Origin of the sequence: Akkermansia biwaensis (genome assembly GCF_026072915.1) — a bacterium.
GTDB classification, from domain to species: domain Bacteria; phylum Verrucomicrobiota; class Verrucomicrobiia; order Verrucomicrobiales; family Akkermansiaceae; genus Akkermansia; species Akkermansia biwaensis.
On record NZ_AP025943.1, the window covers coordinates 619,474 to 632,900 of the forward strand.

Sequence of the window (13,427 nt, forward strand, 5' to 3'; positions counted from 1 at the left end):
AGCCTCCGGCTTGACAAAAAGCCCGGCATATTCGCCTAATAAAGGCATGAGAGACACTCGTTTTCAGGAGTTGGCCGCCCAGCTCGCGGGATACTCCACCGCCCTGCGCCCGGGCGACCGGGTTCTTCTGGAATTAACGGATATTCCGGAAGAAATGGGAGTGGCCCTCATCCGGGAAGTACGCGCCGCAGGAGCCCTTCCCTTTCTGCGCCTGAACCAGACGCGGCTGAACCGGGAAATGCTTTCCGGAGCCGTGGAAGAGCAGTATGAAGCCATCGCCCGGCACCGCATGGCGGAAATGGAGGACATGGACGCCTATATAGAAATTCGTGGAGGCGGAAACGCCTTTGAATTTTCCTCCGTTCCCCAGGAGAACATGGCCACAGCCATGAAGGCTCTGAATCCCGTGGCCCAAAGACGCATCCGCCACACGCGCTGGTGCGGGCTGCGCTGGCCGTCGGAAGGCATGGCCCAGCAGGCGGCCATGAGTACGGAAGAGTTTGAGGATTTTTATTTCCGCACCTGCCTGATGGATTACGGAACCCTGCGCCCCGCCATGAAACGGCTGGCGGAGATGATGGAAGCCGCCGACAAGGTCCGTATCACGGGGCCGGGCACGAACATTGCCTTTTCCATCAAGGGGCTGAACGCCATCCCCTGCGCCGGGGAGTGCAACCTGCCGGACGGGGAAGTGTTTACGGCCCCCGTCATCGACAGCGCCAACGGGCACATTTCCTTCAACGTTCCCTCCCTGTTCCAGGGCATTCCGTTCGATTCCATCCGCCTGACATTGGAAGACGGCCTGATTGTTCACGCGGAAGCCGGGGACAAGACCCCGCAGCTCAACGCCATTCTGGACACGGACCCCGGCGCGCGCCGGCTGGGGGAATTCGCCTTCGGGGTCAATCCGGCCATTACCAAACCGATGCGGAACATTCTTTTTGACGAAAAGATATCCGGCTCCTTCCACCTGACGCCGGGACAGGCCTACCATGTGGCGGACAACGGCAACCAGTCCCGAATCCACTGGGACATGGTCTGCATCCAGACGGAAGAGGCCGGAGGCGGAGACATTTACCTGGACAACGAACTCGTACGCCATAACGGACTTTTCACTTCCCCGGAACTGGCTATACTCAATCCCATTCATTCATGACTGCCGCTCCCTCTCCCTCCAAAAAACGTTCCCTGCTCCGCAAGTTCCTTTACCTGGCTGCCGCAGCCGTTCTTCTGGGGTCCCTGCTCCTTTCCTACATGCAGTGGGAGGCCAACACTCTGAGATTCCGTGAAACGCAGGCCCCGGCCGGATGCCTGCCCGGCCTTTCCGGCCTGCGCATCCTGGTCCTGTCGGACGTGCACACGGGCCTCCCCATGCTGGAAGAGGCGGTGCACATGGCGGAGCAGGCCAAACCGGACATGATCGTGTTCCTGGGAGACCTTTACACGGATTACCAGCGGGCCACCCATGCAGGAGACTACATCAGACAATTCCAGAAGCTTTCCTCCATCGCTCCGTCCTACGCGTGCCTGGGCAACCATGACATGGCCCTGGCCGGCAATGTGGAACGCATCCTGAAGGAGGGAGGCTTCACGCTGCTGAGGAATTCCGCTTCCTTCATCACCGTCCCCAGGCTGGGGAATGCCGAATTCAAGCTGGCCGGGCTGGGTGACGTGCGGGAGGGGGACTGCTTTCCCGATAAATGCATGGCTCTAGCAGACCTGGCGGAGAATTCCCCCATGCCGACTATCGTCCTGTGCCACAACCCCAAGGGTAGGGAACTGCTGGACCGCTACCACTGGGACCTGATGCTTTCCGGCCATACGCACGGGGGGCAGATCAGGCTCCCCTTCTTTTCCTCACCCCTGCTGATGGTGGAAGGGGAAACCATGGCTTCCGGGTTTTACCCTTACGGGGAGAAATCCGTTTTTGTCACTCCCGGCATAGGGTACATAGGGCCGGGGCGCTTCAACTGCCCGCCGGAAGTCAACCTGATCACCATTCCTTGAGCCCTTTTTCCGTCCGCCCATGATGTTCCTTTCTGTGCTGGCTTCCGCGGAACCGAATGCCGCCCCACCCTTTTTCACGCTGCTGACCGTCGTGTTCATGGGAATCATCGCGATCGCCCTGGTTCTGGCCCATTTCCGGCAGTCCCTGATGGCGGGCTACTTCATCTGCGGCGTCATTCTGGCCAACTGCGGCATTCTGGACCACATTCCCAATTCCGACGTCAGCATCCAGGCTCTCTCGGAAGTAGGCATCATCCTGCTCATGTTCACGCTGGGACTGGAATTTTCCCTGGACGAACTCAAGCACCTGCGGAAAACGGCGCTGCTGGGCGGCGGCCTTCAGATGTTCCTCTGTACGGCGGTCTTCGGGCTGGGCCTGCATTACGTGACGGGCATGGACATCAGCCATTCCCTGACGGTAGGGGCCATCATGGGGCTGTCCTCCACGGCGGTAGCCCTGAAATCATTCCAGGAATTCGGGCTGAGCGGCACTTCCGGAGCCAGGATGGCGCTGGGAATCGCGCTGTTCCAGGATATTGCAGCCATCATGCTCGTGGCCATCATGCCCCAGATATTCGGAACCTCCCGCGATTCCTGGGAAACGGCGTTCAACATAGGAGCCGCCGTGCTGAGAGGCGTGATCTTCCTGGCCGCCGCATGGCTGATCGGCCGCTATCTGCTTCCACGCATCATGCTGGCCGTGGCCCGCACAAAAAGCCGGGAGCTGTTCACCCTGATGGTGTTCGCCATCTGCTCCGGCATCGCCATGCTCGCCAGCCTGCTGGGATTGAGCATAGAGCTGGGAGCGTTCACCGCCGGGCTTTTCGTCAGCGGCTCCTATTACAGCCACCGGGTTCTCAGCGAAGTGCTTCCGTTCAAGGACCTTTTCCTCACCATTTTCTTCGTTTCCGCGGGACTGCTGATCGATATTAACGACCTGTGGGAACACATCGGCAACGTAGTCGTTTTCGCCACCTTCGTTCTCGCCGTCAAATTCGTGGCCTGCCTTGTAGCGGCGCATTTCCTGAAAATTCCGGGGCGCATGGGCATCATGGCTTCCACGGCCCTGACCAACGTGGGGGAATTCTCCCTGGTGCTGATTCCTTTCATGCAGGAGATCACCCCCATTCCCGCCCTGGTGACGGCCAACGTGTACGCCATTGCCGCCGTCTCCATGGGCATGACGCCCCTGCTGATGAAGGCGGCGCGCCGCCTTACCCCGCTGCTGGTGCGCATTCCCGGCCTGAAGATGAAGAATGAACGCATGAGCGTCGAAAACCTGATTACGCGCGTATCCGGCATCAAGGACCACGCCGTCATCTGCGGCTACGGCCCCGTGGGCAGAAGAATGCACGAAAGCCTGGGGCGGTACGGCATTCCCTGCATCATCATCGACTTGAACGCGGATACCGTCAAATCCCTGCTCAACGGCGGCCATCTGGCTTTTCTGGGGGACATCCAGCACCAGATCACCATGGAGCTGGCGAGCATCCGGACGGCGCGCCTGATCGCCTTCACTTTCCCGGACCCTAATCCGGCCCTGTCCACCTACATGCAGATCAAGAATGCCAATCCGGACATCACTGTGATTGCCCGCGCCAAATTCCGCTCGGAAGTGGCTTCCCTGCATCACGCCGGAGTCGTCAACGTCATTCACGACGAAGAGGAAACTGGCGCCGCCGCCGTGCGGCTGGCCAAGCTGAGCTTTGACATTATCGAAACCGGGAACGGAGCCCCGCTGTCCCACTGATATCATGAATCTGCCGGACGCACATACCCATCCCGCTCCGGCCGCTTCCGGCACCGGCCTCCGCTTCGTCTGCGGAACGTCTCCGGCGGACTGGGAGCAAGTGGCACTCCTGGCTGAACGAGACGGAAACGTCACTCCATTTTTCGGCATTCATCCGTGGTTTCTTGATCCGGCCGCATGGCGCCGGGACATGCGCCTTCTGGAAGAATTCCTGACCCGCTTTCCAAAGGCGGGAGTGGGGGAAACCGGCCTGGACAAATGCCGCCGCGGTATTCCGGGCATGAAGATGCAAAAAGACGCGCTGCGCCGCCATCTGGATATGGCCGCGCGGATGAACCGCCCTGTTGCCCTGCATTGCTGCCGCGCCTGGGGCTCCCTGGCCGAAATGCTGAGGGAATATCCCCGCCTGAAGGCCATCCTGCACGGCTGGACCGGAGCGCTGAATCCGGCGTCCGATCTGCCTTCCGAGGACTGGCTGCTGTCCATCGGCCCCCGGGAAATGGAACGTGCGGATATTTTTACATCCGTTCCCCTGCACCGTCTGGCGCTGGAATCGGACGAACATCCGGAGGTCCTGCCGGACCTTTACCGGATTGCGGCGCAAGCGCTCCGGATGGAGGAATGCCGACTGGCCGGAATCGTCACGGACAACCTGTCAAGAATCTCCCCTCCATAACGGTTTTCACGAAGCGGGGAGGACGAACTGTTCCGCTGGCATACTCCATGGCGGCGCGGCGGCTTTTTTCCTTGGCAGCCCCACGCCGGAGGCTATCATGCGGGCATGGGCCTTTTTCAGGATCAAACCAGTTCTTTGTCGGAAATCAAGCGGCTCGCCGCACTCGTCATGGATCCCTCCCGCAGGGACGAAATAGGCCCGGACCAGTGGCCCCTGGCCATGATCGCCTACGGCCTGGTCACCTGCAATGAAAAGAACAGGCAGGCGGAAGGCATTGAAATTTACCGCACCTTCCAGTCCTGCTGCGCCCCAGACGCCAGAAAGAAGTGCGCCCTCCAGCTTGCGGCCTTCATCCGCCAGCGCAAGGGTGACGGATGGCGCGCCCTGCTTCCCTTTGCGATGACGGACGAACTGGCGGACATCCGCCGCCAGGCAGCCTTCCTGATTTATACGCTTGCGGCTCCGGAACGTGAAGAACGCTTCCCAGGAATCGCCGGACTGGCGGATATCATTTGCGCCGCCCCCCTTCCGGGGCAGGCCGGCATGTCCCCGGCGCTGGACGCCCTGATGAGTCTGGGGGATCTGCGGTTCGCCCCTTATCTGGCATCCATTTCCAAAAAACTTTCTCCGGACCGCCTTGCGGAACTTCTGGAAGGGACGGAGGCCATTCCGACTGAACTGGGCTGCAACTGGCTGCTGGACATTCTGGACGAGCATGCGGAACTTTCCTCCACGGTGGCCCGCGTGCTGGCAGCCATGCCCGGCAGGGCCGGCGAAGTGATGGACGTAATCATTCCCGTTCCGTCCTGGCAATTCACGAATTCCGCCGTCCAGCCGCTTCATTCCTGGAGCATCCCGGAATACGGGCTCCGCATGAAGGAACGGCTCGCCCAAAAACTCGCGCCAGAAGACCGGGAAACCGTCACTCTGGCCTGGAGCTGATGTCGTAGAATCTCCGTACCACCCATTCATGGTGGAAATGGACGAAGGCTTGGTAAACGTCCGGATCCAGCGTTTTCTCATGCGTCATCAACAGCAGCGGATATGATTCCCCTTCCGCCGTATAAGGCGGATGGATGTAGTCGAACTGGGGGTTGGGCACAAAACCGTGCCGCCGGTAGAATCCCAGCCGGCGCCGTGAAATTTCGTCCTCCGGAGGGTCAATTTCCAGAATGACCTTGTGCGGAAAGGCGTCCCGCAGCTCCTCCAGAATCCTCTGCCCCGCCCCCTGACCGCGCAGGGAGGCACTCACGGCGAAATATTCCAGATACACGAATTCCTGCCGCCGCCAGGTCACCAGAATGGCGGCTACCCGGCCCGCTTCATCCAAAAACACTTCGTAATAAAAACCCGGATCTTCAAACGCCAGCGGAAAATCCTGAACCCGCCGCTGCTCATGAAGCGGAAAACTTGTCCGGTAGATATCCAGAGATTTCACAAACAGGGGATCATCCGCTCCCGTCACACGGCGCTTGGTCAAAGTTTCAGGCTTCATGCCCTGCATCCAAGCATATCCGGCAAATCCCGGCAAGCCTCCCGAAACGAATCACCGAGTCATGCCGCCGTATTTTCCGATTTAACCTGCTTTTTTTCCATACTCTGATCCCTTCTCCCAACATATTTCATAAAAATTTGACATTAAATATAAAAATACATTTATTTATATTACATGACCCTGTTCCCTTAAATCTTGTTGCAATACCCTTTCCTTTACCATCCGATTTCCCATTTTTCTGTGCTGCATGAATGCATGCCTTCATGTGGAAGAAATTAAGAATGCAGATACCAATTCCTTGCATGCACCCACCAAGGGATTAAAGAACATCAAAGTAGCCATTACCAAGTTCGGCTGCACGGTAACGCGCAGCACAGCAGATGAAGCAAAACATTTCAATTCAAAATCAAAGCAATAATTGCCTCAATTTCAGCATCATGAAAACTGTATATCTTCTTTTCCCTCTCTTTTTTCTATCTCCGGTCATCCTCCTCCCATGCTCCGCATCTCCAAACAGCCAACTATCCCTTCCCGCAGCCATCAGGAATACGGATAAACAAAGTCCGGAGCTTCTCCAGCTCAAAAAACTGCTCGACGACGGAGACATCATTCCATTTTATCAGGCCGCCGACAAAATGCTGAAAGAAGCGAGGCGCTACCATAAAAAAAACGTTACTCCCAGAGAACTGGCTGACGGGCTTTTTCTGTGCCACCTGATTACCACGGCCCCATTCATCGACCTCAATAAAAGCAGCAACGTCGAATGGCTTGCCAATTACAACAACATTGATCACAAAGTGAAGGAATTCATGTCCCGAAGCATTCCGTTTGCAGCGCTAACGGACAAAAATGTCAAACTTCCGGGCAAGGAAGAAGCACTTCGCTTTTACCTAACCGCCACGGCCATGGTCCTCAAGCAATTCCACAGCCAGATGGACTACGCTTTTGAAGCTACGCAAATCTGTACCTACATGATCATCGACCACGCTTCCGGATTATCCACCGACAAGGCCACGGATCTTTTCAACAAAACAAGTGCTCAAAGCTCAAGAAACTACGATATCCAATCCATCATTAAAAATCAGGATTCAGGATTCATCAGGGAACTGATGAAATGTTTCCCGGCCAAAGCTGTAGAAGTGAAAAAATATTTGCACATGGCCGGGTACGAAGACAGGGAGATTCCGGCCCTGCTGGACAGAACCGTGGGTAGAGTGCCCCAAGCCGAGTACCTTTACCGAAGCTTGCCAAAACGACGGGATTAGCCTTGTATCCAGTATGGCATTCAACCACATAAAAGTTTCATGAAAACCTTTCTCTTCCTCCTCGGACTGTGGATCAGCTGTACCTTCTGCGTTCAGGCGCAGAATCTTCCCGTTCCTGAAGAAGCGTGGCCCGCATGCACCCCGGCGCGCAAGGGAGCCAGAATCCTTTTCATAGGCAACAGTTACACCTTTTTCAACCGGATGCCCGCCATGGTCATGGCCATGGCTGACATCAGAGGGCTCCAGGCGGACGTGCATATCCATGCGGCTCCGGCGGCTTCCTTCAGTTCCCATTGGAACGATGAAGAAGCCGGAAAGAAATTAACGGGGAATTCCTGGGATTTCGTCGTCCTTCAGGATCAGAGTGCCACGCCCGTCATTGCGCCGGAACGGACCCTGGAGTTCGGAAAAAAGCTGTGCTCGCTGGTCCGGTCCGGAAACGGCATTCCCGTACTGTTCCTGACATGGGGAAGGAAAGGCTCTTCCAACGCTCCCGACAAGGGGGAACAGGAGGCCCTGCGGGATACTTATCTGAAGCTCGCCCGGCAGGAGAAGGCCGCCCTGGCCCCCGTGGGCATCGCCTGGGAGAATTGCGCCAAACTCCATCCGGACATCAAGCTTTATCTGGAGGACGGACAGCACCCTTCCGAACAGGGAAGCTACCTGACGGCATGCGTGATGTACTGCACCCTGTTCGGCAAGTCCCCGGTGGGGTTGCCGGGCAAACTGACGCTGAAAGGGGTCCGTCTGTGCAATATTCCGCAGGCCAAGGCCAAAACACTGCAAACGATTGCCCTGGAGACCTGCAAACGGCTTTTTACCACACCGGCCGGCGCCGGGAAAAAGCCGGAAGGCCGCCGATAAATCCCCTGGTGCGGCATAGCGCAAAATCTACTCGCAAAACGGGCCGCCGGTCCCTATCATCATGGCGAACACTTGCACACACCATGAGCGAACAAGTCATTATCATCGGCGCGGGCTGCGCGGGCTATACCGCGGCCATCTACACCGCCAGAGCCAATCTCTCCCCCCTCCTGATTACGGGCTCCCAGATAGGAGGGCAGTTGACAACCACCACGGAAGTGGAGAATTTCCCCGGCTTTCCGGACGGCATCATGGGGCCGGACCTCATGTTCCTGATGCAGCAGCAGGCGGAAAAGTTCGGTACCCGCTTTGCCTATGAAGACGTGAAGAGCGTCATCAGGGATGAAGCCACCGGACTATTCACCGTCAAGACCAGCGGCCAGAATTACGAGGCACGCAGCATCATCGTCGCTACCGGGGCATCCGCCCGCTATCTGGGCATCCCGGGGGAAGAAGGGCTGATAGGCCACGGGCTGACGGCCTGCGCCACCTGCGACGGCGCCTTTTACCGGGACGTTCCCGTCTGCGTGGTAGGCGGAGGAGACAGCGCGTGCGAAGAGGCCGCGTTCCTGACCCGCTTCGCCTCCAGGGTTTACCTGATCCACCGCCGCGATACCCTCCGGGCCTCCAAAATCATGGCGGAACGCACGCTGGCGAACGAGAAGATTTTCCCGGTCTGGAATTCCACCATCGCGGCCTACAAGACGGACGACAAGGGAGAACTGGAAGCCGTGATGCTGAAGAACCTCGTCACCGGGGAGGAAACGGAACTGGCCGTCAAATGCGTGTTCATGGCCATCGGCCACACTCCGAACACCTCTTTCCTGGGTGATCTGGTGGACCGGGACCAGTCCGGCTACATCGTCCGGGAACCCGGCCTCATGACCACCAAGACGCCGGGTCTTTTCGCCGCGGGCGACGTGGCGGACCCCCACTACCGCCAGGCCATTTCCTCCGCCGGCATGGGCTGCGCCGCCGCCATTGAGGCGGAACGCTACCTGCTGGGCGTGTAAGGGAATAATCTTCCGGAAAGGGCCGGGTTCCCGCGGGAATTCCGGCCCTTCTCCGTCACGGGAAGAAACGGACATGCACCACTACAGCATTTTTGAGCTTTTCAGCATCGGGATAGGCCCCTCCTCCTCCCACACGGTAGGCCCCATGCGGGCGGCGCACCGCTTTCTGGAACAACTGCGCTCCTCCCCCCATCTGCCGGAAATAGAGGGCATCCGCTGCGAATGCTACGGCTCCCTGGCCGCCACCGGGCACGGCCACGGAACGGACACCGCCATCATGCTGGGCCTGCTGGGGGAAGAACCCCAGACCGTCGTGCCGCGCGATATTCCCGGAATGATAGCGCGCCTGCACCAGCAGGAAACCCTGTCCGTTACGGAAGACAAGACCGTCCGCTTTTCCCCCTCCCGCGACCTGGACCTTTCCCATTACCAGCCCCTGAAGCTCCACCCAAACGGGATGCTTTTCACAGCCGTCGGCAAAGATGGCGCCCCGGTGGAAGACGCCGTGTTTTATTCCACGGGCGGCGGCTTTGTCGCCTCCGAGCAGGAACTGCTGCATCCGGCAGAACCGGACCGGGAACCGTTTCCCCTCCCCTACGAATCCGCGGAGGAATTGCTGCGCATGGCGGACGAACGCCACTGCCCCCTTTCCTCCATCGTGATGGCCAATGAATGCGCCCTTCTTCCGGAGAGCGACGTGCGCGAACGGCTGGACCTGATCTGGACGACGATGAAGCAGTCCATCGCCAGCGGCATGAGCGCGCGCGGCAACCTGCCCGGCGTACTGCAAGTGCCGCGCCGCGCCAAGACGCTGCGCAAGTCCCTGCTCGTCCACGGGGAGTCGGCCCTGAAAGACCCCCTTTCCATCATGGACTGGATCAATCTGTACGCCATTGCCGTGAGCGAGGAAAACGCCGCGGGCGGGCGCATCGTCACCGCTCCCACCAACGGGGCGGCGGGCATCGTCCCCGCCGTGCTCAATTACGCCACCAAATTCTGTGTTTCCCCGTATCCGGACGCCATTCACCGCTTTCTGCTCACCGCAGGGGGAATCGCCATCCTTTACAAGAAAAACGCCTCCATTTCCGGCGCGGACGTAGGCTGCCAGGGGGAAGTGGGCGTGGCCTGCTCCATGGCTGCGGCCGCACTGGCGGAATACCTGGGCGGCACGCCTCATCAAGTGGAAAACGCCGCGGAAATAGGCATGGAACACAACCTGGGCCTTACCTGCGACCCGATTGCGGGACTCGTTCAGATTCCCTGCATTGAGCGCAACGCCATTGCGGCCATCAAGGCCATCAACGCCGCCCGCATCGCCATGGGAGGCACCGGCGCGCACTTTGTTCCATTGGACAAGGTCATCCGCACCATGCTGGACACGGGACGGGACATGCAGTCCAAATATAAGGAGACGGCCCAGGGCGGCCTGGCCGTGAATGTGGTGAATTGTTAAAGGGAAGCGGAAATCATCCCACGGGAACCCATATGTGTCTGTTCCCTGAAAAAACGTTCCTCCGGGTTGACAGGCAAGAAGAGCGAATGTAGGGTTGCGGACATGTTTTCACGCCTTCTTCTTGCCCTGGCGCTGGTGTTGGGCGGTACGGGAATGTCCCGCGCCGTCCACGTTGTCATGTGCGGCGGTCCGGCCCTGAAACAATGGGAAGGACTGAGAATACAGCCGGACAGGCACGACAACTGGTGGGCCAACTTCGTCCGGGCGTCCACCGTCCGCATCTCCCAGATTCAACAGGCGGACCCCGGGGCCAGAATCACGTGGATCGTGTACCGTCCGGGTTATGTGACGCGCGGCAAGGAGGACGGAAAACCCTACACGAAGTGGATTTCCGACCTGGCCGCCAAATACAAAACCAAACTTGTCTGGGTGAATACCGCGGACCAAGCCATCCGCGCCCTGAATTCCTCCCCCCGCTTCCAAGGAGACAAGGTGGAGTCCTTTTACTACTTCGGCCACTCCAACTGCTTTGCCTGGATGCTGGATTACGGCAACAACATCATGGCCGTTTCCACGGAATGGATTCATGAAACGGACTTGAACCGCATCCGCCGGGATATTTTCTCCCCGCAGTCCGACTGTCGCAGTTTCGGCTGCTACACGGGGGCCAGCATGTCCGGCTGGTGGAAGCGTCTCGTAGGCGTTCCTCTCTGGGGCAATATGGAGTCCACCCGCTACGCCCCCGTTTCCAACGGACGCCTGCCGGAAGGCGCGGGCAAGTGGGTTAAGTAGAGTTAATAATTAACAGTTAATAGTTAACAGGATTTTTTAATTTTACGGTTCCGGATGGAGCTTCCTGCCACCTGATCCCGTATTGCTTTCCCTTCCCAAAACCCTTACAATAGCCCGCATGCGGAACGGATTCCGCCATTTTCTGACACAATCATGAACCAAGCACCCCATGTTGCCATCGTTGGCGCCACCGGAGCGGTGGGCGTCGAGATCCTGTCCTGCCTGGAAACCCGCAATTTTCCCGTCGGCTCCCTGAAGCTTCTGGCCTCCGCCCGCTCCGCGGGTAAACAGGTAGCTTTCCGCGGGGAAATGCTGACTGTGGAAGAATTGACGGAGAAATCCTTTGAAGGAGTGGACATCGCCCTGTTCAGCGCGGGCGGCGGCATTTCCCTGAAGTTCGCCCCCATTGCGGCGGCGGCAGGCTGCGTGGTTATCGACAATTCTTCCGCGTTCCGCCAGGACCCGGACGTTCCCCTTGTCGTACCGGAAATCAATCCGGAAGCCGCGTTCAACCATCCGCGCAACATCATCGCCAATCCGAACTGCACCACCATCATCACGCTGATGGCCTTGTTCCCCCTGCACCAGCAGTTCGGGCTGAAAACCGTCATCGCCTCCAGCTACCAGGCGGTTTCCGGCAGCGGCCAGCACGGCATCACGGAACTGGAATCCCAGGTGCGCGCCGTGGTGGACGGCCACCCCGTGGTCAAGAATGTTTATCCGCACCAGATCGCCTTCAATCTGTTGCCGCAGATCGACTCCTTCACGGACAGCGGCTATACCAAGGAAGAGCTGAAAATGCTCAATGAAGGCCGCAAAATCCTTTCCCTGCCGGAACTCAAGGTAACCTGCACCTGCGTCCGCGTTCCCGTGTATCGTTCCCATTCCATCTCCGTCACCGCCCAGTTTGAACAGCCTGTGGACCTGGAAAAGGCCCGCCAGGCCTACGAAGGCAAGCCTGGCGTGGCCCTGATGGACAATCCCGTGGAAGGCCTGTGGCCCACTCCTCTGGACAGCACCAACGGCGACACTTGCTATGTGGGCCGCATGCGCCGGGACATGGCCGTCGACAACGCCTTGACCCTGTGGGTTGTAGGCGACCAGGTGCGCAAAGGCGCGGCCCTGAATGCCGTGCAGATCGCAGAACTTTTAATCAACCGCTGAATCAAGACAAATCCCACCCCGCACCCATTTTATACGCCATGTGTGAACAATCGCTGAAAGATTACATTACCGAGCAGTGCGCCCTGATCGACGCGGCGCTGGACAGGCTCCTTCCCGCCGAGGACGAAAGCCCCGAAACTATCCACAAGGCCATGCGCTACAGCATGTTTGCGGGCGGCAAGAGAATGCGCCCCGTGCTTTGCCTGGCCGCGGCGGAAGCCTGCGGCGGCCTGGCCGTCAACGCTCTGATCCCCGCCTGCGCGGTGGAAATGATGCACACGTATTCCCTCATTCACGACGACCTGCCCGCCATGGACAACGACGACCTGCGCCGGGGCAAGCCCACCAGCCATAAGGCCTTCGGGGAAGGCATCGCCATCCTGGCCGGAGACGCCCTGCTGACGGAAGCCTTTGCCGTCATCGCCCAGGTGGACGATACGGAGCGCTACACCGTCCGGGACTACGTGGCGGAACTGGCGGCCACCGGCGGCAGCAAGATGCTCATCGGCGGCCAGGTACTGGACCTGGAAGGAGAGCACAAGAAGCTTTCCGAGCCGGAAGTGCGCGCCGTATATGAAGGCAAGACGGCGGCCCTGGTGACCACCGCCCTCCGCTTCGGCGCCATGTCCGCCGATGCCACGGAAGCCCAGCTGGAAGCCGTCACGGACTTCGGCTACAACCTGGGCCTGGCTTTCCAGGTGATCGACGACATTCTGGACCTGACCGCCTCCACGGAAAAGCTCGGCAAAACCGCGGGCAAGGACGTGAATTCCCAGAAATCCACCTGCCCCGCCCTGATAGGCCTGGAAGGAGCCCGTTCCGAAGCCAAGTGCCGCACCCAGGCCGCTCTGGACGCCCTGATGATCTTCCCGGAAGAACGCCGCACGCGCCTGGTGGAAATAGCCAATTACCTGCTCAACCGCGAATATTAAGCCACTTTTCCCGTTC

The 13,427-nt window shown here is 59.0% G+C and carries 13 protein-coding genes; 12 read left to right on the forward strand and 1 reads right to left on the reverse strand.

The window, feature by feature from the left end; translation table 11 throughout:
- The first annotated feature begins 46 nt into the window (after positions 1-46).
- From OQH67_RS02400 to OQH67_RS02420, 5 genes are all read left to right on the forward strand, one after another.
- Positions 47-1,156: an aminopeptidase gene (locus OQH67_RS02400; protein WP_215437526.1), complete on the forward strand. Its 1,110-nt coding sequence runs from the start codon at positions 47-49 to the stop codon at positions 1,154-1,156.
- The gene (gene yaeI / locus OQH67_RS02405; RefSeq protein WP_215437524.1) at positions 1,153-2,007 is read left to right on the forward strand and encodes a phosphodiesterase YaeI; all 855 of its coding nucleotides are present in this window, start codon (positions 1,153-1,155) and stop codon (positions 2,005-2,007) included. Before OQH67_RS02400 ends, yaeI begins: the two co-directional genes overlap by 4 nt.
- A gap of 19 nt (positions 2,008-2,026) precedes the next feature.
- Positions 2,027-3,757: a cation:proton antiporter gene (locus tag OQH67_RS02410; RefSeq protein ID WP_215711603.1), complete on the forward strand. Its 1,731-nt coding sequence runs from the start codon at positions 2,027-2,029 to the stop codon at positions 3,755-3,757.
- 4 nt (positions 3,758-3,761) lie between these two features.
- Positions 3,762-4,433, forward strand: a complete 672-nt coding sequence (locus OQH67_RS02415) for a TatD family hydrolase (RefSeq protein ID WP_215437518.1) — start codon at positions 3,762-3,764, stop codon at positions 4,431-4,433.
- A 105-nt stretch (positions 4,434-4,538) separates the two neighbouring features.
- Positions 4,539-5,375 carry a hypothetical protein gene (locus tag OQH67_RS02420; RefSeq protein ID WP_215437516.1) on the forward strand — a complete coding sequence of 279 codons (837 nt, stop codon included), beginning with the start codon at positions 4,539-4,541 and terminating at the stop codon, positions 5,373-5,375.
- Here the strand turns inward: OQH67_RS02420 and OQH67_RS02425 are convergent.
- Positions 5,356-5,928, reverse strand: coding sequence for a GNAT family N-acetyltransferase (locus tag OQH67_RS02425; protein ID WP_215437514.1), 573 nt, complete (start codon positions 5,926-5,928; stop codon positions 5,356-5,358). The two genes, OQH67_RS02420 and OQH67_RS02425, sit on opposite strands and share 20 nt — an antisense overlap.
- A 380-nt stretch (positions 5,929-6,308) precedes the next feature.
- On the opposite strand from OQH67_RS02425, the gene OQH67_RS02430 reads away from it, so the two are divergent.
- From OQH67_RS02430 to OQH67_RS02460, 7 genes are all read left to right on the forward strand, one after another.
- Positions 6,309-7,193 (forward strand): hypothetical protein, encoded by an 885-nt coding sequence (locus OQH67_RS02430; RefSeq protein ID WP_215437512.1) that lies wholly within the window; start codon positions 6,309-6,311, stop codon positions 7,191-7,193.
- A gap of 39 nt (positions 7,194-7,232) precedes the next feature.
- Positions 7,233-8,057: an SGNH/GDSL hydrolase family protein gene (locus OQH67_RS02435; protein ID WP_215437510.1), complete on the forward strand. Its 825-nt coding sequence runs from the start codon at positions 7,233-7,235 to the stop codon at positions 8,055-8,057.
- 83 nt (positions 8,058-8,140) lie between these two features.
- Positions 8,141-9,070, forward strand: coding sequence for a thioredoxin-disulfide reductase (gene trxB / locus OQH67_RS02440; protein ID WP_215437508.1), 930 nt, complete (start codon positions 8,141-8,143; stop codon positions 9,068-9,070).
- A 73-nt stretch (positions 9,071-9,143) separates the two neighbouring features.
- Complete coding sequence (locus tag OQH67_RS02445; RefSeq protein WP_215437507.1) at positions 9,144-10,523, forward strand: L-serine ammonia-lyase; 1,380 nt, start codon at positions 9,144-9,146, stop codon at positions 10,521-10,523.
- Positions 10,524-10,625: 102 nt separating this feature from the next.
- Positions 10,626-11,315 (forward strand): hypothetical protein, encoded by a 690-nt coding sequence (locus tag OQH67_RS02450; RefSeq protein ID WP_067569721.1) that lies wholly within the window; start codon positions 10,626-10,628, stop codon positions 11,313-11,315.
- Positions 11,316-11,468: 153 nt separating this feature from the next.
- Positions 11,469-12,479, forward strand: a complete 1,011-nt coding sequence (locus tag OQH67_RS02455) for an aspartate-semialdehyde dehydrogenase (RefSeq protein WP_215437505.1) — start codon at positions 11,469-11,471, stop codon at positions 12,477-12,479.
- A gap of 38 nt (positions 12,480-12,517) precedes the next feature.
- A complete protein-coding gene (locus OQH67_RS02460) occupies positions 12,518-13,411 on the forward strand; it encodes a polyprenyl synthetase family protein (protein WP_067569725.1) in 894 nt (297 codons plus the stop codon).
- Positions 13,412-13,427: the final 16 nt, after the last annotated feature.

Bases quoted from the DNA above. Each gene is read 5' to 3' on its own strand.
- OQH67_RS02430 (WP_215437512.1), top strand. From the start codon at position 6,309: ATGAAGCAAAACATTTCAATTCAAAATCAAAGCAATAATTGCCTCAAT.
- OQH67_RS02400 (WP_215437526.1), top strand. From the start codon at position 47: ATGAGAGACACTCGTTTTCAGGAGTTGGCCGCCCAGCTCGCGGGATAC.
- OQH67_RS02420 (WP_215437516.1), top strand. From the start codon at position 4,539: ATGGGCCTTTTTCAGGATCAAACCAGTTCTTTGTCGGAAATCAAGCGG.
- OQH67_RS02425 (WP_215437514.1), bottom strand. From the start codon at position 5,928: ATGAAGCCTGAAACTTTGACCAAGCGCCGTGTGACGGGAGCGGATGAT.
- OQH67_RS02410 (WP_215711603.1), top strand. From the start codon at position 2,027: ATGATGTTCCTTTCTGTGCTGGCTTCCGCGGAACCGAATGCCGCCCCA.
- OQH67_RS02455 (WP_215437505.1), top strand. From the start codon at position 11,469: ATGAACCAAGCACCCCATGTTGCCATCGTTGGCGCCACCGGAGCGGTG.
- OQH67_RS02435 (WP_215437510.1), top strand. From the start codon at position 7,233: ATGAAAACCTTTCTCTTCCTCCTCGGACTGTGGATCAGCTGTACCTTC.
- OQH67_RS02460 (WP_067569725.1), top strand. From the start codon at position 12,518: ATGTGTGAACAATCGCTGAAAGATTACATTACCGAGCAGTGCGCCCTG.
- OQH67_RS02450 (WP_067569721.1), top strand. From the start codon at position 10,626: ATGTTTTCACGCCTTCTTCTTGCCCTGGCGCTGGTGTTGGGCGGTACG.
- OQH67_RS02415 (WP_215437518.1), top strand. From the start codon at position 3,762: ATGAATCTGCCGGACGCACATACCCATCCCGCTCCGGCCGCTTCCGGC.
- OQH67_RS02445 (WP_215437507.1), top strand. From the start codon at position 9,144: ATGCACCACTACAGCATTTTTGAGCTTTTCAGCATCGGGATAGGCCCC.
- trxB (WP_215437508.1), top strand. From the start codon at position 8,141: ATGAGCGAACAAGTCATTATCATCGGCGCGGGCTGCGCGGGCTATACC.
- yaeI (WP_215437524.1), top strand. From the start codon at position 1,153: ATGACTGCCGCTCCCTCTCCCTCCAAAAAACGTTCCCTGCTCCGCAAG.